The sequence below is a fragment of the Spongiimicrobium salis genome (genome assembly GCF_043678055.1).
GTDB classification, from domain to species: domain Bacteria; phylum Bacteroidota; class Bacteroidia; order Flavobacteriales; family Flavobacteriaceae; genus Spongiimicrobium; species Spongiimicrobium salis.
Window position 1 is genome coordinate 327,654 of the sequence record NZ_JBHEQA010000003.1, and the last position, 19,600, is coordinate 347,253.

Here is a 19,600-nt window from a genome sequence, read left to right on the forward strand (position 1 = left end):
TGCCATGGATAGTATTGCTACATTAAAGTATATTATTTTTTTCAGTCTAATTGGTTTATGTACCGCTTGTCAAGGAGATGATGATACCATCGTATCGCTGACTCCTGAACAAAACGAACAATTTTCGGGCGGGGAAACTACTATTTTTGATACTTCTCCCAACGCCTTTGGTTTTCAGGCTCCAAACCTCGATCAGGAAAACGGATTATTTTTCTTTACCGGAAATTCCTTGTTCAATCAAAATTGGGTAACCGCACCGGCTTCCACTACGGCGCGTGATGGCTTAGGCCCGCTATTCAACTCCCGCTCTTGTTCTGGATGTCATTTTAGAGATGGACGCGGACGCGCTCCGGATTTCGACGGTGAGCTTTCCTCTGGTTTGCTATTTCGTTTAAGTATTCCAGGTAGGGATGCCTTTGGAAACAATCTCCCAGATCCCAATTACGGCGGACAGTTTCAGGATAATGCTATTTTAGGTATCGATCGTGAAGGAGCTATCCAGGTAACCTATACCCCCTTGGAAATGACATACCTGGACGGAACTACGGTCAGTTTAAGACAACCTAACTACGCTTTTTTATCCCTAAACTATGGTGATTTCTCCGGAACGGTACAAATATCTCCACGAGTAGCCAATCAAATGATCGGCCTTGGATTACTTGAAGCTATTCCCGAAAATACGATTCTCAGTTTTGCCGATGTCAATGATGCCAATGGGGATGGTATTTCAGGGAAGCCCAATTTTGTATACGATATAATGTCACAATCCATGGCATTGGGGCGTTTTGGCTGGAAAAGCAACCAACCTAATCTGCAACAGCAAATTGCTGCGGCCTTTGCGGGAGATCTTGGAATCACTTCATCTTTATTTCCCGATGAAAATTGTCCGCCTGGTATCGATTGTACTACGGTACCCAATGGGGGAACACCGGAAATTACAGATGAAAATCTGGGACGCGTCACCATCTATTCAAGTACCTTGGCTGTTCCCGGTCGTAGAAACTTTGATGACCCGGAAATTTTAGAAGGTAAAGCTTTATTTGAGCAAGTGAATTGTGTGGCATGTCATATTCCCACTATGCAAACAGGCTCCCACCCTATCCCAGCTCTTGAAAATCAAACTATTAGGCCTTATACAGACCTTCTTTTACACGATATGGGGCCTGGGCTAGCGGACAATGCACCAGATTTTGATGCTACGGGAACAGAATGGCGCACTCCTCCACTATGGGGAATTGGTCTTATTGAAACGGTAAACGGACATTCTGATTTACTGCATGATGGCCGTGCGCGAAATGTAGAAGAAGCTATTTTATGGCATGATGGGGAAGCTTCCCAAGCAAGAACATCATTTATGGCCCTTACGACAACAGAAAGAACACAACTTATCAATTTTATTAAATCGCTTTAATATGCATACATTGTTTCGCAAAAAACATATAATTCTCTGCGGCATCTGTGCCTTCGTAGGGTTACTCTTCTTGGCAAATTGCAAGAGTGATGACAACTCCTCTAATCTTAATGATACGGAAGCCTTATTAAGAGATCAGCTCACCAATGTTTTCAGTAATGAAATTGTAAGCTTGAATGCCAATTTTATGGAAAGGGCCAGTACGTTACAAGAGGCCGCGGAAGCTTTTCAAAGGGAATCCACCCTTCAAAATCTGGAAAATGCGCAAGAACAATGGCGTAACCTTCAATTGGTTTGGAAACAATTGGAATTATATGACTTAGGCGATGTTGGCAATTCTTTTATTGCTTTTGAAATCAACCGATGGCCAAGCAATACTTCTCGTATTGAAGATAATATAACGGGTACAACAGAACTGAATGAGGCTTTTATTGCTTCTATTGGGTCTTCTTCCAAAGGAATATCCGGGGTAGAATACCTACTTTTTCCTTCTGAGGAAGGACAAGACATATTAGGTTCGTTTACTGGTTCCAATGGGGATCGAAGGTTACAATACTTGGTAGCCATGACCCAAAATTTGACCACCAAAACCTCCGAATTAAATGATTTATGGAATACTTTTTCTCCTACTTTCACAACCGCCTTAGAGAGCAATATTAGTGGAAGTCAAAATCAATTGGCCAATGCCATGATCAGTTTATTAGAAGAAATAATCGTATCTAAATTGGGGAGAGCTTTGGGAGATAATAATGGAGGTACTATAATTACTTCCCAACTGGAGGCATTCCGAAGTACGTTTTCCAAAGAGATTATTCGCCAGCACCTTACAGCGCTCCAACGCACTTATCAAGGAGAATTCGGTGCCGCGTCAACTATAGGATTTGACGATTTTATATTAAGGTTGGAACAACAGGCCTTAGACCAACGTATTCAAGATCAATTTACCGTTTGCCGTAATGCGTTGGATCGTATTTCCGGTAGCCTTGCCGCCGAACTTGAAACCAACCCTGATGCTGTTGCTGCCGTACGTACCGCATTTAGAGATTTATTGGTGTTGATTCGCGTAGATATGTCCAATCTTTTGGGAATCGTAGTTACTTTTAATGATAGTGATGGGGATTAAATCCTAATTCCCAAAAAGCAGTTATCCTTGTATTACCGCCAATGACAGGGAGAATCCTAAAGAAACTACGGCTCTCATTTAGGAAAACTCCCTATCTGGCAGTAACGTTTAAAACGCACAGTCTACTCTTATAATCCTTAAAAATTGGGTATTGTAAAAATTAAATCATTCACAATTTTTGATGTTAATCTAAGCTGCTCAATGAATGGCCTGTAACTTTAGCAAGGCCTCGGATTTGGAATTCACATTGAGTTTGAGGTATATGTTTTGGATATGAAAATTCACAGCACTTGTGGTCACAAAGAGTTTATCCGCAATGGTCTTATACGTGGCTCCTTGACATAAGTAATCAATGACTTCATTTTCCCGATCGGAAAAGAAATCCCGGGTCTTCCGCTGAAACATGGATATTACTTTCCTCGCAATGTCATTACTCATTACCGCTCCTTCATACTTTATGGAGTTAAAAGCATGATGCAATCTTTCCGCGTTGATCGGTTTGGTCAAATAACCACTTGCACCATTTTTAAAGGCTTTTTTCACCATTTCAAAATCACTTTGATCACTGATCATAATAATTTTTGCCTTCGGATTTTTCTTTTTGAGCATTTTAATGCCTTCAAGGCCAGAGATGTCCGGAAGTGCCATTTCCGATAAAATAATATCGGGCCGTACTTCCTCTGATTGCGCCAAGGCCTCCTCTATAGAAGCATAAATACCTTTTAACTCATAGTCATTGTACTTTTCAAAATAAAGGGCGTAGGTGTTGTGAAATAACCGATCATTATCGATTATAACAATTTTTAACATGTTAGATGTCATAATGAATACAATTTTAGATTAGGGATATAAAAAACCTCCGGAGCATCAATTCCGGTTTTAGAAAAAGAAATAAACGCGTGGGGATTGCATGTATTATGGAACAGTACCTATACGAACATCAAGGCATAATGTGCCCTAGGGTGTATAGCTTGTATACCATATTTCTCAAATATGTTTGTAAAGTATATGCCCAGATGACCTAAGCTACTTTATGGGGATACATTTGAAAAACAGCTACGCTTACCATTTTCAGGATACGAAATACGTTATGTAACAGGCCCGCTAGGTGGTGCCTTGAAATACTAAAGTATGGGATACTAATAGTGCGCCTTTCCGTTTGTAGATTTTCGGATAGCATTCCATTTGAGGAATACTATTTGCGCTTTTTTTCGTGTTGAGGTTAAGATAAGATTTCATGCAGTGGGGGTTAAGTTTTACAATACTGATTATCTTGCAAGCTGGGATAAATGTAGTAAAAGCTTTACTAAATCCTTCTTAAAAACGCTTTTTTTCGTTCAAATGCACTTTTTAATTACCGTATTCCAGCCCAATTTTTCAACTAAATAAACTAATCTTATATTAATCCCCACATCTAGAATATTCAACTGGGCTGGGAGATACACGGCAATTTAAATACCCTAATCCTCAAAGGTATTGTTTACGATAACCGAGCTATTGTCGGCAACTTCCATTATCCATTTTTCATCTTGATATTTACCGTCTAAATTGGAAGCATAAGCTTGTTTTGCCTCTTCTTTTACATTAAAATCGGCCAAATAAACATAGTGTAATCCGTTTTCTTTATTGTAAAACTTCTTCGCATTAAGTCCTCTCGATTTCAATTTCGCCATAAAGGCATCCAAATATTTTTTGGTCTTATACACATTGGCTACCATATAGTATCCAGAATTAACACCTTGAATATTGGATTGGTCTAAAACTTTAATCGGTAGTTTTTTGATTTCTTTGGTTGCAGTCTTAGCGACTTTCTTATTTGCACTCTTATGTGTATTCTTGTTTAAACGTACGCTGATATCTTGTCTTGCCATCATATTCTTTGGTTGTTGGCTGTTGGAAGCCAAGACTGTATAATCCGGACCATTGGAGGGTTGCTGTTGCAGCGATTGCTTAATATCACTTCTCAAAATCCGTACAATGGCTTCAAATTTGCGCTCAATGGCTGCAGATCTTGCCGCTTCCAAAGAATCTTGTCTTAGCATTAGTTCATCTAAAATGAGGCTGTTTCTATAGGCAAGGGCATTGGGATCGCCGGCCTTCACTTCATTCGCGGTCAACGCATCTTTTTCCTCCATCAATTTTAAGATCTGCTCTTCATAATTTCTAATGATCTGATCTACTTTTTTATCTTGTGACGTTCCAACCTGTGCATTGATATTGGTATTCCCTTGTTTAAAGGTATAGGCTAGGGAAACCTCATGGTTCCATCCCAAATCCACATTCTCTTTGGTAACATCTTTCTCTAACAAATACCCCAAAGACATTCTCTTACTCAGGTTAAAACCAAGTCCCATAGAAGCCCCATGCTCATCATTAAGACTGGTTTGCAACCATCCAAACTTTGGCACATTCAATAATAAGGCTCCGGTATAGGCCAAATCTCCATTTTGATGTTGTCCAACCTGAACGAAGGGTACCAATTTTGCGTCTGCAAAAAAGCCTCTAGCACCTAAAAAATTATGGGTGTACTGTACAGATGCCCTAATATTCTCTGTATTCAATCCGGTTTGAAACTCATTGGTGGACTGGTTGTATTTGAACAAGTTTTGAGCGTATACCCCAAAATCAAATTTTCCTACGGAAAGGGTAACTCCCGGTTGCACAGCAAAATTATTTTCCTTTCTGGATTCCAAAATTTCGGTGTCGTTGTCCTCCGCAATAACCCTACTTCTATCTATTCCCTCATTGTAATAGGTGACATTGGTTCCAAAAGTCAACCTACTCTTCAATCCCAGAGGGACCGCCGTTGCGTAATTGGCATTGAACCCAAATTCCTGAAAAATTCCGGAAGTCTGACTATATACACTAACTCCCAAAGCAGTGCGCTCATTGATTCTATTACTAAAAGCCAGCAAATAATTTTGATTATTATCTTCAAACGTAGCATATTCATTTCTATGCAGGATATTTAGATATGATCTATCCTCTCGCACCAATGAAAATGTGGGGTTGATCAAGAATCTATTGAAGAACAATTGATTGTGATAATTGCTTTTAGAGCCAGAACTAGGCGCTACTTCTTGCTGTCCATGCGCCTTTTGTACACATACCATGGTATACAAGAGCACAAAAAGAGCCGTTTTATGTAAAAGTGAGATTGTAGGTTTCATCACATGAGAATTAAAATTAATGGGGATTGTCGTATTCCGTTGTTGTACGGAAGAAGTACAGCGTTATTTGTGGGGTGTTGTACTTAGGGTCTAATCATTACTTTATGAAAGCGTGTCTTGTCTTTTGGGTCACTCATCTTCAAAAACGGAAGTTGTGTAATCTACTTTCAATCCGTTCCCGAAAGCCGCTAGAAAATCGTATTCCTTTTCCTGGGTCGGAGTCCTTCTTTTGCTATTGTCATAGGAGAATGCCACCGGACGAATATTGGCATTGTTCCTTCCTCTGTTGGACATCACATATCCCATACCTTCTTCACTCTTTAAGAAAATGGAATATTCGTCTTTTTCACTATTGATATGACTTCCTAAATTTACGGCCAGACCAACATGGCGCTGTCCTACTTGAGCCATATACAAATCGAGTCCTCCATAGCCTTCACGACCTTCAGAAGCAAAAACCAAGGTGCCATCACCGATAATACTAGGATGAACATCATTCTTTTTTGTATTCACTTTTTTACCTAAGTTTTTGGCTGTTCCAGCACGCCCTTCTTTATCGATATTGGCAACATAGATATCGTATTTCCCATAGGTTCCTGGCATGTCTGAAGTGAAAAACAAGCGTTTTCCGTCATCCGAGATTGCAGGATGCAAGGCCGAATAGTTCTTAGGACATAATGCCACTTCTTGCACATTGGTCCATTCTTCATTTACTTTTTCGGCACGGTATATTTTATGTACCATTTGTTTTTTAGAGAATAGCCCATATACAGGCTTAACATAGGTAGTTTTACTAAAATAGGCGGTATTTCCATCTGCAGTCATGGCTATTGGGGATTTATAAGCCTTGTCATTGAGCCCCATCCCGTTCATAGATAACATGGCATTGTTCACCTCACGCTGGTGTTCCATGGCCACTTCTCTCTTCTGTTGAAAATTAAATTCTTTAAACCTTGGGTCGTACGATTTCTTTTTTACTTGATAATCTGCCCTGATCTGTTTCTTCCAATTGATTTTAATACCACTATTGGAGGCTATGGTGCCATCGATCATTTGTTGAGCATGGTTATAACGCTTTTGAAGTCCTTTCTTTAAAAAACCTTTTCCATTGACTTCCATAAGCTTGTCATACCAGAAGATGGCCTTAGCATATTTTTCCATCAAAAAATTAGCATTTCCGAGGTCTTCAAAGATTTCTTTATCCTTGTAACCCATACGCTTTAATTCTTGATAATGTTTCGTATTGGTACTCATTTCCGAATTATCCATACTTTGTTGTCCTAGCATGGAAAACGAACAACAAAAGAGTGCGATCAAACACCCTAGGGTCATTCTATTTTGCATTGTCTTTTTCATTATATAAGATTTTGGGATTTTAACTTTGCTAAAGGTCTGTAAACATTTTCAAAGCTTTATTAATAAAAATTCATAGGTTTTTGTTTTTTACCCTATTTTTATCAAAAAAAACGCTAATTATCAACGAATTACGCAAAATCGACCAATGCCTAAAAAAAACGATAAAATGCAAATTGTTGATTTTACCACAGAGGAATGCCAACTATTTGTTATACAACCTATTGTACTCTTCGGTGAATCCTCAACAATAATCCATATCTTTAAATACCTCTTTTTTTATAGTGGTAGCTTAAAAGAAATTGTACGGTACTATGGAAAAACATTTTAGGTTGGACAATACCACATTTGAAAGACAATTTAAAATTTGTCAACTCCCTTCTGAATTATTTACCCATGAGGCCCATCTTCGTTTGGCATGGATACATATTAAGCGCTATGGATATGATCAAGCACTGATAACCGTTCCCACGCAGTTGCAAAACTATGTTTCCGCTTTAGGCGCTGAAGAAAAATATAACACTACGCTCACCATTGCCGCAATAAAAGCTGTTTATCATTTTATGTCTAAAGCCAAAACCACAGATTTTGCAGGGTTCATTCATGAGTTTCCTGAATTAAAATACCAATTCAAGGCACTAATACAAGCACACTATAGCACGGACATCTTTAATGATGAAACCGCAAAAAAAACTTTTTTAGCCCCTGACCGATTGCCATTTGATTAATTCAATAGATACTGAAGATGCTGAAAAAACTTGTCTTAACGCTAGCTTTCATTGGCCTCATCATCGTAGGAATACGATATATCCCACAACTTTTGAATACCTCTTATCTTTTTATGAGCGACAAAGAAACCGTACTATCCGTAAAAGAAAAATACGGAACAGCCGCCCAAGACCGTTTGCAACCTAAGCTTGAAGCAAGCGGTTTTGATAGCATTCCCCCTGAAATAGCATTGGTTGCCTTGAAAGAAGAACGGCTATTGGAACTCTGGGGGCAGAGAAATGGGCAGTGGGTAAAAATAAAGCAGTACCCTTTTACACAGTTCAGCGGGCAGTTGGGGCCAAAATTAAGGGAAGGGGACAAACAAATTCCTGAAGGCGTTTATACTATTGCGTATTTAAATCCCAATAGTTCGTATCACCTCTCCTTAAAGGTAGACTACCCCAACGCCTTCGATCGTGCCAAAGCCCAAGCGGAGGGGCGTCGTAATTTAGGGGGCGATATTTTTATTCACGGAAAAGCCGTCACCATAGGTTGTATTCCCATTGGTGACCGGGCCATAGAGGAGGTATTCCTTGTGGCGAGCCACGCATTGGATAATACCATTAAGGTCATTATCAGTCCGGTGGATTTCCGATTGGGGAAAGCATTTCCCGAAATAGAAGCTGTAGAATGGGAAAAAGAACTTTACGAGGATATTCAATTGGCTCTGGAAGCCTTTTCCACATAAGGGTCTTTATGCCATTATAAAATTTCACTTATACTGCCGCATTTAAGCATTGCGTCTCCAAAATAAGGATTTCTAATTTCATTTTCTGCGCTCAGCCAAAATGCACCGCGATTGTTATCGGCCATAGGACAATATTGCACATAGATTTTGGAATCAACAGGTGGGGAGCTTTTCGCTAGGGCAATCATATGTTCACTTAAGGTCATAAAATGATGTCGTTGATCTTGCATGGCTATATTTTCTGCAATTGCCCGAAACCCTTTCAAAATCTGATCGAAATGCTTTTGGTGCTTTTGATCTATATGCTTCCCCAATACTATTTCTGCTTGTTCTAATGCGATTTTGGCAGAAGCAGAAGCTTTCGCTGTATTCGCTTTCACCAAGGCATCTTTTATTCCGAGGTATGGCTTCACTAATTTTTGAAAACCTATTGGGGAAACTTCGCCCATAGGCTTCTGCTGCATCCTAGAATGTCCTTCATGTTCCATTTCGCCTTCCATTGCCTTATGCCCCTCGTGTTCCATGCTCTTTTGGGGCTTACTGGTATTCATCATGGATTTCTTCCCTTGCAGCTGTGCTGCAGCATCTACGGTAAATGCACCTTTGGTAACAATTTCCTCTCCCTCTTCAAGACCTGATAGAATACGATACTCCTCTCCTATTTTTGCGCCAAGTAGTACCTCTCTCATTTCAAAGGCCGGGCTTTGCGTCTTTTTTTTCACATATACCAACGAACGCTTTCCTGTCCAAAGCACAGCCGAAGCTGGAATGTGCATTTTGGTATGGGATTCTTTCTTTATTTCTTTCAGTTCTCCCGATACAAACATACCGGGTTTAAGGCGTCCATCTGAATTATTAATAGTAGCCCGGACCATCACCGTTCTAGTTTGCGTATTGAGAACGGGATCAATAAATGAAATTTTAGCGTGACTAGGGGTATTGGGATATGCATTGGAAACAATCTCGATTTCAGTTCCAAGCGTTAATTGGGACAATTGGTTTTCATAGGCATCAAATGTTGCCCAGACCACATTGAGTTCATTCAATTCCAAAAGAGCTTGTCCTCGATTCACATGATCCCCTTCCGTGATCATTACAGTGCCTACGGTACCACTGACCGTAGCATAGATGGGCATATTTTCTTGAATTTCCCCAGAAGCCTCTATGGCATTGATCTGTTTTTCGGAAAGCTTCCATAATTTCAATTTATTACGTACCGCCTTGTACAAACTGGGTTGGGAAGTTTTGAGGGCTGCCGCCGTAATCAATTCTTGTTGAGCGGCCACGAGTTCAGGAGCATATAATTGTGCCAATAGCTGCCCTTTGCGGATATCTTGCCCTTCATAATTTACGTACAAACGTTCTATCCGTCCGTTAAAATAACTCACCTGTACCGCACTTTTCTCCTTATTCACCGCTATTTTTCCAGACAGCACCAAGGATTTCCCGTCTTTCATGGTGGTACCGACCATGGTCGTCTGAATATCGGCCAGGGCCATGGCATTCTCTGTTAATTGAACCGCATTTGGAGCCTGATCAACCTTATGCTTTGCCACAGGGATTAAATCCATAGCACAAATAGGACAACTCCCAGGTTCTGGTTGCAACACCTGTGGATGCATGGAACAGGTCCATTGTCCGTTTTCGTCTTCGTCGTGAAGATGTTCTTCTGCCAACATGGCATCTGGAGAAGTGCCTTGGCTTTCTCCAAAAATAAAATATCCCACAACCACGCCCATGATTAAGGCTATTCCGATATATATACTATTTCTTTTCATCTGTATTTTTTTGTATTCTATAATAACTTCAATAACAATACCCCCGCCATAACGATCATGATGGCATTTTCAATAAAGGTCGCCTCCGTCATGGGTAATTTCAAGGCAGTCCCTAAACAAGCGCATCGAATCTTTTTTTTGTCCAAAAGGCTTTTTGTTACCCCAACGGTTGTAATCCCAAGAATGATTATCGTAATCATCAGGGCGAACTCTACTTCAAATCGCAGCAAGAAAAACAAGCCCAATACCACTTCAATAAAGGGATAGATTTTTCCGTAAAGCGGGAAGCGCATCGCCAAAGGGTCATACATACTAAAAGATGAGGGAAACCCTCTTAAATCAAGAAGCTTGAAAAAGCTAAATACAATGTAAAACAAGCCCATAAAATCGAGCATTATACCTTCCATTGCTAAATTCTTCCTGTGGATCAGTATACTGGCCGTGGCAATGTAAAACAAGATCAATAGCAAAGGTTTTAACTGTTGTAGCTTTGAAGTAGTCTCATCTTCCCGCTTCTCGCTAAGTACCTTTTTCCTTGTTTCTTTTCCTTTTTCCAGAAGTTGATATTTTTTGGGCAGCACCCTTTTTAAATCCTCCATAACCACTGCCTTATCCATGGAAAGCGTGACTTCCTCCGTTTCCAAGTCCACTTTTACATCAGCAACTCCCGCAACACCTTCCAAGTGTCGTGTTACCGTCTCTGTACAACCTTTACAGGTCATTCCTTCTATAGTATAGGTTTGTTTCATTGTTGTGTTAAATAATCAATAATTGTCGTCTGTATATAATAGTCCGCTATCCTCTGAATTTTAAGCAATTGAAATTTTAGTTGTAACTCCTGTATCTCTATAATAGCATTAAAATCAATAGTTTCCGTTTCGTATTTTTTAAGCAAAATAGTTTCGGCATCCTTTGCTTGCTTTATATTTTTAACCGCGGTTTCATGACCAATTCTAGCGATCATACGATGGTGTATCGCCTGTTCCAATAAAGTTTCCAGAACATTTTTCCGTTCTTCTTTTTCTGCTTGAAGCGCTTTTCGTTTTAACGCATTCTGCCTCACTTTTGAGCTGTGTTTTGTATTAAAAATAGGAAAAGAAAGAGACACCGAAGGAATAAGAATATCTTTTCCATTATCATTGAAGGTTGTAATAGGTCCTTCTTGGACCAAGGCATAATCAAGACCAAAAGCAATATCGGGCTTTTGTTCTTTTTGATGTAACAATTCCGATTGTTCAATAGATTGGAACAACTTATCATACCGCAACAGTTCTGGATGCAACACAAGATTTTCTAGCATAACCTCCTGTTCTTTTTCTAGTATATCCAAGGCGTCTGTAATTTCAATCGTATGGGAGCTATCGTAATTCAGGAGGGCGTTGCATTTGCTTTCCTCTATTTTATATTGATGCTCAACGATTTTGTCCAATTGTTGCAATTCGTTTTGACGAATTTGCAGTTTGAGCACATCCACTGCAGATGCTTTTCCTATCGCTATAGCATTTAATGCCAAGGTTTCATAGGTTTGTAGCAATACCATTTGCTTCTTCAAAATTTCCTGTTTGGTCTTTAACTTTTGGAGTTCATAATACGATTTGGATACGGAAGCTATTAGTTTCCGCTTGGCAACAGCCACTTCCTCATATTGGGCTTCTGCTAAAGTAGCGGCATAATTTCTGCGTGCTGTAACTACGCCAAACCAAGGAATACGCTGTTTAGCAGCTATCTGCACCCGTTGAGGCCCCGTTCTTGTCTCAGGACTACTTATAGGTACCCCAAATTTAAAATCAGTATTGGGCAAAGCACGGGCTTCATTAATTTTTTCTAAGGCAACTCCATATTGCAATTCATATTTTTGAACTTCCGGATTTCGTTCTAAGGCTGTTTCAATAAGGGCTTCCAATTCCTGTGCATTCACAAAATTTACAGAGCAAAACAATAAAATAAGACTATGAATCTTTAAACAGGGAAAGCTAGTTTTTCCAAACAGATTGATCTGCCAAACGGTCCTGAACAAGGAGTGTTTTTTCATGATATCTTTATTTTCTTCGTTCATGGTTTTCTTACACCTTTACTTTTTTGATTTTCATTTCCTCAACCCAGGAATAGAGTACCGGTACTACAAACAAGGTCATAAGGGCAATTAACATCCCTCCGAAACTTGGAATGGCCATCGGTATCATAATATCACTTCCTCTCCCGGTGGAGGTCAGAATAGGCAATAGCGCTAAAATAGTAGTCGCTGTAGTCATCAAGCAGGGCCGAATACGCTTTTCTCCGGCCTGGATCACTGCTTTATGAATTCCCGCTATGGTTTTGGGTTGGTCTTTTCCAAAACGTTGTCGAAGGTATGTGGCCATTACCACACCATCATCCGTAGCGATACCAAAAAGCGCTATAAAACCAACCCATACGGCAACACTAAGGTTAATGGTTTTCATTTGAAAGAGATCCCGGAGATTTGTCCCCAAAAATCCAAAATTTAAGAACCAATCCTGTCCATATAGCCAAAGCAGTATAAAGCCCCCAGCAAAGGCTACCGCTATCCCGGCAAACACCATCAAAGTAGTGGCAATAGATCGAAACTGTATGTAGAGAATAAGAAAAATAATCCCCAAAACTAGGGGTACTATTACAGAAAGGGTTTTCTCGGCGCGCAATTGATTTTCATAAGTGCCTGTAAATTGATAATTCATCCCCTTGGGAACAATCAATTCTTCGTCGGCTATTTTTTGGGCGATCAACTCTTGCGCCCGTTCAACGACATCGACTTCGGCAAAACCTTCTATTTTATCAAACAATACAAAACCTGTTAAGAATGTATCCTCACTTCTAATCCTCTGTGGTCCCTGCTCATAACGCAGGGTTGCCAATTCACTTAGAGGAATGGGTTTTTGATTTTCAACAGGAATGTATATCTGGCTCAAATCCTCGGGATTGGCGCGCAACTCCCTGGGGTAGCGCACTCGAATTCCATAACGCTCCCTTCCTTCTACAGTATGGGTAAGCACGCTCCCGCCCACGGCCACTTTGAGGACATTTTGAACATCGTCTATTGCAATGCCATAACGTGCTATTTTTTCACGATCAATAGCAATAAGCAAATAAGGTTTCCCTACAATACGTTCTGCAAAAACGGTTTGTGCCTTAACTCCTTTTACCTCTTTTAATAGCTGTTCCAAGGCCAGACCAAAAGCTTCTATTTCCTTTAAATCCTGTCCTTTGATCTTAATTCCCATTGGTGCGCGCATTCCGGTTTGCAGCATAATCAACCTGGCTTCAATAGGTTGCAACTTAGGTGCCGAAGTTACTCCCGGCAATTGCGTTGCTGCGACAATCTCGTTCCAAATATCATTGGGCGATTTAATTTCCGGACGCCAACTCCTATAGTAAGCCCCCCTATCATCAGGAATAAGCTTTTCATGGGTCACCATTGGATTCCCATGGTTTACCGAAGTGCCATCTTTCATCTGGAAGGCATTTTCAGCATTTACCCTATACTTTTGCCTTTCGCCTTTGGTATTCAATAGATACTCAGGTTTGTATTGAATCAAGTTCTCATACATGGATAATGGTGCTGGGTCTAAAGAAGATTCTGTTCTTCCTGCCTTCCCGACCACTGTTTTGACCTCTGGTACGGAAGCCACGGCCATGTCCAACTGCTGGAGTACCCGCTTATTTTCAGCCACACCGGCATGTGGCAATGAAGTTGGCATTAATAGGAAGGAACCTTCGTTAAGTGCGGGCATAAATTCTTTTCCCGTATTCCGCATAATGTTTATCCCAAGCAACAACAGGAGTGCCGGAAGGGATAAGAACGCTAGTTTATGCCTTAGTGCCCATGCTAATATTCGCGTATAATTCTTTCTAAAAATCCAAAATATTGTCAGCAGTCCAAAACATAGAACGGCTACAAACACCAGATTTACAACTAAGCTCCCATCAAAACCTAAAGGCCTCCAATAGCCCGCCAATAGGAAAATTACGGTAATTACAGAAATTATGATAAGGGTATAATTGTAATCTAATACCATCGTAACTCCCCTAAAAGAAAAAACATGTTCTTCTTGATGGCGATAAACAAACCAAATTCCTGTAGCCCCAAACGCAATCAGGACAAGCCCCATCCACGTTCCATAACTAATGGCGGCAATCCCAAGAACCAGCAGGCTTCCGTTTAAAAGGTATTTGACGCTTTCTTTCAACGCTTGCTTGCGAAACAGGAAAGCGGCAAAAGGCGGAATTAAAAACAACGCAATAATTAAGGATGCCGCAAGGGCCATAGTTTTGGTAAATGCCAATGGACGGAATAACTTTCCTTCCGCACCTATCATGGTAAAAACGGGTATAAAACTAACGATCGTAGTCAATACCGCCGTAAGAATAGCGCCAGAGACTTCGGTAGTGGCTTCATATACTACCGTATTTATGGGCAATCCCTTTTTATTTTCATCGATATGCCGGATGATATTCTCCGAAAGGATAACCCCTACATCTACCATGGTTCCAATGGCAATGGCTATTCCAGATAAGGCCACAATATTGGCATCTACGTGAAAGAATTTCATGGCTATAAAGACCAAAAGTACCGCTACGGGCAGCAAGCCCGAAATTAAGATGGACGCCCTCAGGTTAAAAACCATAATGATGATAACCAAAATAGTAATCAATATTTCTAGGGTCAAGGCATCTTCAAGGGTACCTAAGGTTTCCTGAATGAGTTCTGTTCGATCATAAAAGGGAACCACAGTCAGTTGAGATACCCGGCCATCCTGTAATTCTTTGGTAGGTAGGCCAGCACTGAGTGCTGCAATTTTTTCTTTTACATTGTTAATCACTTCCAATGGATTGGCACCATATCGGGCAACAATTACCCCTCCCACGACCTCAGCTCCTTCTTTGTCCAAGATTCCCCGTCTTTCTTTAGGACCTAAAGAAACCTTGGCTATATCTTTAATCCGAATTGAGGTAAAATTTTCTGAGGTAACCACGGTATTCTCGATATCCTCAATGGATTTCACATACCCTAGACCTCGAACCACATATTCTGCTTGATTGATTTCCAAAGTTTGGGCTCCAATATCTTGATTGCTTTTTTTCACTGCTTTAACAACAGCATCCAGGCTAATCTCGTACTGACGCATCACTTCGGGGTCAACGTCTACTTGATATTCTTGTACATAGCCCCCTATAGAAGCAACTTCGGCAACTCCTGCTGCTGAGGCCAGACCATATTTTACATAGTAATCCTGAATACTCCTCAGCTCTTGCAGATCCCAACCTCCGGTCACCTTTCCTGCTTCATCCCGTCCTTCCAGCGTATACCAAAAAATTTGTCCCAAAGCGGTTGCATCGGGTCCCAAGCTTGGAGTCACGCCCTCCGGCAATGTATTGGCAGGTAGCGCATTGAGTTTTTCTAAAATACGAGTGCGACTCCAGTAGAATTCTACATCTTCCTCAAAAATGACGAAGATGCTGGAAAATCCAAACATGGAAGAACTGCGAATCGTTTTTACGCCTGGAATTCCCAAGAGGGCACTGGTTAATGGATAACTGATCTGATCCTCAATATCTTGTGGGGAACGCCCTTCCCAGGAGGTAAAGACAATTTGTTGGTTTTCACCAATATCGGGGATAGCATCCACCGCAACAGGATTTGCGGGCAGTACTCCCCGATCCCAATCAAAGGGCGCATGTACAACACCCCATCCTATAAAAATTGATGCTAGTAAAACAGCCACAAATTTATGGGCTATTAAAAACTTTATGCTTTTGTTCAGCATGATTTATTTGACAATTAAACAATTAGACTTGGCTATTGGAAATAGCGTATACAGGTATATGCCCTCATGAAAAGTGTTTCACAGGACCATACAATCTATAGTCTAAAATCAAATAAGGTAGGTTTCGTCTAATTGATAAATGCGCTTGACGATAAGCGGAGGAGGGTATTCCCTTAAAATAGTTTTCTTAGGCGTCTTCTCTTCAAAAAAGAAATAGGAGGTATAGGTAAAGGAGAAAACCCATAGTTGTTGCTCTAAAGAAAGCGTATCCACAACAGATAGTTGCAGTTCATCCTGTCCCTCTACATGTTCTTGCTCATTGGAACAGCAATCCATCATACTTTTGGATGACGAATCCTTTTCATGCATTTGCATTCCGCAGGTCTTGGCTTCCTTAAATAAGGTAGAATCTACCAAAGTATCTCCACAAAAATGGCTATTAATGGTAAATGATAGCGTTGAAAACAACACTAAAATCGCCATAACAGCAGCCGTTATTTGATGTAATACTTTCTTCATGAATACTACAAAATTACAAAAATCAGGGATATTCCTCTCAAAAACTTGTTAAATCCCTGTACTTTAGATAAACTGCAAATGAAGTTCAATATTGCCATAAATCTTCTTAATTCTAGCTAAATGACTTCAAATTAACCGATATAGCCTTTCAAACCCTGGAGTTTACAGCCATAAAAAGCATGCTATAGGTTGTACATCTTTTGGGTATATTTTAAACTTTTAGCAAATAATCCCTTAGATCGACATTTTCTGGAAGTTCCATTTTTTTCTTGATGCGATAGCGGGAAACCTGTACTGACCTAGGATCAATATTCAGAATTTTTGCAATTTCTTTGGTCTGCATGTGAAGTTTAATAAAGATACAATGGCGCAATTCAACTTCGGTCAAGTTAGGGTGCAAACTAATAAGCTGGTCAAAATACCCCGTATGAATCGCATTAAAGTGCTTTTTTAGATTTCCCCAATCATCTTCATGACTAATATTGTACTCTATTTGTTTAATAATCTGCCGCATATCTCTTTTAATAGCAGCGGAATCACTTTGGGTATAGGATTCAAATTCTTTTTTCAATCCTTTTAAAAACTGCTGATTATTGAGGGAACTTAAGGAAAGGCTCATCATTTCCCGATCCTTTGTGGTATTGGTTTCTTCTAATTTGGTTACTTTAACCCTGGATTTTTGCAATTTATCATAGAGGGTTTTGGCAAAAAACAAGACTCCTAAAATTCCAAGAAATAAGAGCACGCAGATAACAATAAATAGGTTTTCGATCCTACTCTTGGATTCCTGCAAGGTATCGTACTGGATCTTATTGTGTTCAAGCTCCTGACTGTGGTTAATTTCTTTTAACCGAAGATCCATCTTTAAATTTTTAATGGTATTTTCCTTTAACAAGCGCGGAATCATCTGCGCGTCATTATTGCCGATCAATTCAAGATTAAAAATACAATCGGATGAAGTGGGCCTTGCTTGATGTACGGATACACTTATGGTATTAAAACCGGGGATTAAATCCTCGGCATAAATTAATTTGGTCAATATCTCATCTTCTCCTGAAGCTAGGATAAGGCTTGATGCCTTGGTATCGTTATCAATTTTACCTTGAGGCATATTATTTCGCAAAAATTCCCTGCCATTGATATACACTACGATACCATCATCTCTCTGAATTTTTAATTCATAGATCAGATATTCGTAATTATCCTCGATTCTAAAGGTTTTTTTAAAATACTTGGTAATGTGTTTGTTCTTTTTATCGTCACCAAAACTGATTACGGACTCAATTTTGCTATCGCCATAACCCAATGGAGAACTTCCTTTTTTCCATCCCGGATTATTGGCACCAATAATCCAGTTCGCTGGAGGGGCTTCTGCCAAATCATAATATTCCCACTGATCTCCTGTTGCGATAATTTTTGTTTGGGCAAAAATGAGATTTGCGCCAAGTAGTAAGAATAGGATGCCTAGATATTCTTTTCTCAAAATCTGAACAATATTTAATTCTCCTTTAAAAATATGTTTTTGTGATGACCTACCACTATGGATTCAAAGAAATTTGGGCAAAATGCGGCATAGTTGCCTTTTTGTTTGAGGTAAATTACAATCTGTAGCATGCTTGTAGTATGTTCAAAAACGTAAAATAGGGCAATTCCATTTATTTTTGATGGAAGAGAATTAAGTCATCCTTACTTAAACTTCCAGAACCATGGAAGAGCAAGCTCACTTCGTTTTTAAGCATCTAAAATCTTAGATACTTATGCAAACCATCAGGACGATTTACTTTCTACTCGCTGAACCTATTATTAGAACCTATGAAAATTAAACCACAGGCTATTGTATTCTTTTTTCTTATTCTACTTTCCATATTATTTATATACAAAAACTCAAACGACACCAAAGAACATTCCACCACTACCTTGCATAGTTTGGATGGCCCTTATATTTACTCCAAAGAAAATCAGATTTCGATACTCAGGGTAGCACAGAAAAAAGATTCTTCTTTTTTTATAAAAAAACAAACCTTCCCTAGAGGTGAAAAAACAGCTTTTTCTACTTATGTCAACAATACCGATAAGGACAGTTTCACTTTCACTTTAGCACAACAGTATAATATTCCCCTAGCAGTTCATGAGCCCAAGGGAAAAATACTGGTTACTTCGGACATTGAAGGGAATTTCAATGCTTTCCACAGCATTCTTATAGGCAATAATGTTATCGATGACGATTATAACTGGACATTTGGGAGTGGCCATTTGGTTATTTGTGGAGATATGATGGATAGGGGAACGGAAGTTTTACCTTGTTTATGGCTGCTGTACAAACTAGATCAAGAAGCCAAAAAGCATAATGGGCAAGTGCATTTTATTTTAGGCAATCACGACGTTATGAATTTGCAACTGGATACGCGCTACATCAAATCAAAATACCTTGAACTGGCTAAAATAGTTTCGGGAATAACCGATGACAAAAAGAAAGCCTATGAATTTTTGATGTCCGATACCAACGAATTGGTAAAGTGGATAAAAAGTAAAAATACCATTGAAAAGATCGGAAATAATCTGTTCGTTCACGGAGGTATCAGTGATTTGTTAATTGATACTGGTTTAACACTAGAGGAAACCAACAGCTACATCCGAAAAAACATCCGGAAAAACCTCATACGAAACCCAGGTAAAGATGAGTATGCCAATCTGATATTTGGAAACAAAGGCCCACTTTGGTACAGAGGTTTGGTGAAAAATCATTCGGATTACGAAAAAATAAACGAAGCCACCTTAAACAGCATATTACAATTTTATGGGGTACAGCATATTATTGTGGGGCATACCATTGTAGACAATGAGGTAACAAGTGATTTCAATGGTAAAGTCATTCGTGTTGACATTAAGCAACCTAAGGAAAAATTTACAGGAAAAGGACAAGCCCTTCTTATAGAAAATGACGGTTACTATAGGGTAAACGATTTAGGGGAAAAATTTAAAATGGACATCAACTAAAAAACAAACA

14 protein-coding genes are annotated in these 19,600 nt (G+C 39.6%); 5 read left to right on the top strand and 9 right to left on the bottom strand.

Annotated features, from left to right (window positions below; all coding sequences use genetic code 11):
* Positions 1-4 precede the first annotated feature (4 nt).
* Positions 5-1,411 (top strand): di-heme oxidoreductase family protein, encoded by a 1,407-nt coding sequence (locus ACEXOE_RS16255; RefSeq protein WP_394749895.1) that lies wholly within the window; start codon positions 5-7, stop codon positions 1,409-1,411.
* A 1-nt stretch (position 1,412) separates the two neighbouring features.
* On the top strand, positions 1,413-2,534 hold the full coding sequence (locus tag ACEXOE_RS16260) for an imelysin family protein (RefSeq protein ID WP_394749896.1): 1,122 nt from the start codon (positions 1,413-1,415) through the stop codon (positions 2,532-2,534).
* A gap of 198 nt (positions 2,535-2,732) precedes the next feature.
* On the opposite strand, the gene ACEXOE_RS16265 is transcribed toward ACEXOE_RS16260, so the two are convergent.
* The 3 genes from ACEXOE_RS16265 to ACEXOE_RS16275 all read right to left on the bottom strand — a co-directional run bounded on the left by ACEXOE_RS16265 (position 2,733) and on the right by ACEXOE_RS16275 (position 7,060).
* Positions 2,733-3,356 carry a response regulator transcription factor gene (locus ACEXOE_RS16265; protein ID WP_394749897.1) on the bottom strand — a complete coding sequence of 208 codons (624 nt, stop codon included), beginning with the start codon at positions 3,354-3,356 and terminating at the stop codon, positions 2,733-2,735.
* A 638-nt stretch (positions 3,357-3,994) separates the two neighbouring features.
* A complete protein-coding gene (locus ACEXOE_RS16270) occupies positions 3,995-5,704 on the bottom strand; it encodes a PorP/SprF family type IX secretion system membrane protein (protein WP_394749898.1) in 1,710 nt (569 codons plus the stop codon).
* 129 nt (positions 5,705-5,833) lie between these two features.
* Positions 5,834-7,060 carry a TolB family protein gene (locus ACEXOE_RS16275; protein ID WP_394749899.1) on the bottom strand — a complete coding sequence of 409 codons (1,227 nt, stop codon included), beginning with the start codon at positions 7,058-7,060 and terminating at the stop codon, positions 5,834-5,836.
* A gap of 311 nt (positions 7,061-7,371) precedes the next feature.
* Here ACEXOE_RS16275 and ACEXOE_RS16280 point away from each other — a divergent pair, with 311 nt between their 5' ends.
* Positions 7,372-7,785, top strand: a complete 414-nt coding sequence (locus ACEXOE_RS16280) for a hypothetical protein (protein WP_394749900.1) — start codon at positions 7,372-7,374, stop codon at positions 7,783-7,785.
* Between the two features lie 17 nt (positions 7,786-7,802).
* Positions 7,803-8,513 carry a L,D-transpeptidase family protein gene (locus ACEXOE_RS16285; protein ID WP_394749901.1) on the top strand — a complete coding sequence of 237 codons (711 nt, stop codon included), beginning with the start codon at positions 7,803-7,805 and terminating at the stop codon, positions 8,511-8,513.
* A gap of 14 nt (positions 8,514-8,527) precedes the next feature.
* On the opposite strand, the gene ACEXOE_RS16290 is transcribed toward ACEXOE_RS16285, so the two are convergent.
* From ACEXOE_RS16290 to ACEXOE_RS16315, 6 genes are all read right to left on the bottom strand, one after another.
* On the bottom strand, positions 8,528-10,291 hold the full coding sequence (locus tag ACEXOE_RS16290; RefSeq protein ID WP_394749902.1) for an efflux RND transporter periplasmic adaptor subunit: 1,764 nt from the start codon (positions 10,289-10,291) through the stop codon (positions 8,528-8,530).
* Between the two features lie 17 nt (positions 10,292-10,308).
* Positions 10,309-11,040 (bottom strand): heavy-metal-associated domain-containing protein, encoded by a 732-nt coding sequence (locus ACEXOE_RS16295; RefSeq protein WP_394749903.1) that lies wholly within the window; start codon positions 11,038-11,040, stop codon positions 10,309-10,311.
* Positions 11,037-12,323, bottom strand: coding sequence for a TolC family protein (locus ACEXOE_RS16300; protein WP_394749904.1), 1,287 nt, complete (start codon positions 12,321-12,323; stop codon positions 11,037-11,039). The genes ACEXOE_RS16295 and ACEXOE_RS16300 overlap by 4 nt, the downstream gene beginning before the upstream one ends.
* 31 nt (positions 12,324-12,354) lie before the next feature.
* Positions 12,355-16,074, bottom strand: coding sequence for an efflux RND transporter permease subunit (locus tag ACEXOE_RS16305; RefSeq protein WP_394749905.1), 3,720 nt, complete (start codon positions 16,072-16,074; stop codon positions 12,355-12,357).
* 108 nt (positions 16,075-16,182) lie between these two features.
* A complete protein-coding gene (locus tag ACEXOE_RS16310; protein ID WP_394749906.1) occupies positions 16,183-16,593 on the bottom strand; it encodes an HYC_CC_PP family protein in 411 nt (136 codons plus the stop codon).
* A gap of 211 nt (positions 16,594-16,804) precedes the next feature.
* Positions 16,805-18,076, bottom strand: coding sequence for a helix-turn-helix transcriptional regulator (locus ACEXOE_RS16315; protein ID WP_394749907.1), 1,272 nt, complete (start codon positions 18,074-18,076; stop codon positions 16,805-16,807).
* A 329-nt stretch (positions 18,077-18,405) separates the two neighbouring features.
* Here ACEXOE_RS16315 and ACEXOE_RS16320 point away from each other — a divergent pair, with 329 nt between their 5' ends.
* Positions 18,406-19,590, top strand: coding sequence for a metallophosphoesterase (locus ACEXOE_RS16320; RefSeq protein WP_394749908.1), 1,185 nt, complete (start codon positions 18,406-18,408; stop codon positions 19,588-19,590).
* The last annotated feature ends 10 nt before the right edge of the window (positions 19,591-19,600 follow it).

Coding starts and splice junctions, on each gene's coding strand:
- ACEXOE_RS16255 (WP_394749895.1), top strand. CDS start 5: ATGGATAGTATTGCTACATTAAAGTATATTATTTTTTTCAGTCTAATT.
- ACEXOE_RS16260 (WP_394749896.1), top strand. CDS start 1,413: ATGCATACATTGTTTCGCAAAAAACATATAATTCTCTGCGGCATCTGT.
- ACEXOE_RS16265 (WP_394749897.1), bottom strand. CDS start 3,356: ATGACATCTAACATGTTAAAAATTGTTATAATCGATAATGATCGGTTA.
- ACEXOE_RS16270 (WP_394749898.1), bottom strand. CDS start 5,704: ATGAAACCTACAATCTCACTTTTACATAAAACGGCTCTTTTTGTGCTC.
- ACEXOE_RS16275 (WP_394749899.1), bottom strand. CDS start 7,060: ATGAAAAAGACAATGCAAAATAGAATGACCCTAGGGTGTTTGATCGCA.
- ACEXOE_RS16280 (WP_394749900.1), top strand. CDS start 7,372: ATGGAAAAACATTTTAGGTTGGACAATACCACATTTGAAAGACAATTT.
- ACEXOE_RS16285 (WP_394749901.1), top strand. CDS start 7,803: ATGCTGAAAAAACTTGTCTTAACGCTAGCTTTCATTGGCCTCATCATC.
- ACEXOE_RS16290 (WP_394749902.1), bottom strand. CDS start 10,291: ATGAAAAGAAATAGTATATATATCGGAATAGCCTTAATCATGGGCGTG.
- ACEXOE_RS16295 (WP_394749903.1), bottom strand. CDS start 11,040: ATGAAACAAACCTATACTATAGAAGGAATGACCTGTAAAGGTTGTACA.
- ACEXOE_RS16300 (WP_394749904.1), bottom strand. CDS start 12,323: ATGAAAAAACACTCCTTGTTCAGGACCGTTTGGCAGATCAATCTGTTT.
- ACEXOE_RS16305 (WP_394749905.1), bottom strand. CDS start 16,074: ATGCTGAACAAAAGCATAAAGTTTTTAATAGCCCATAAATTTGTGGCT.
- ACEXOE_RS16310 (WP_394749906.1), bottom strand. CDS start 16,593: ATGAAGAAAGTATTACATCAAATAACGGCTGCTGTTATGGCGATTTTA.
- ACEXOE_RS16320 (WP_394749908.1), top strand. CDS start 18,406: ATGAAAATTAAACCACAGGCTATTGTATTCTTTTTTCTTATTCTACTT.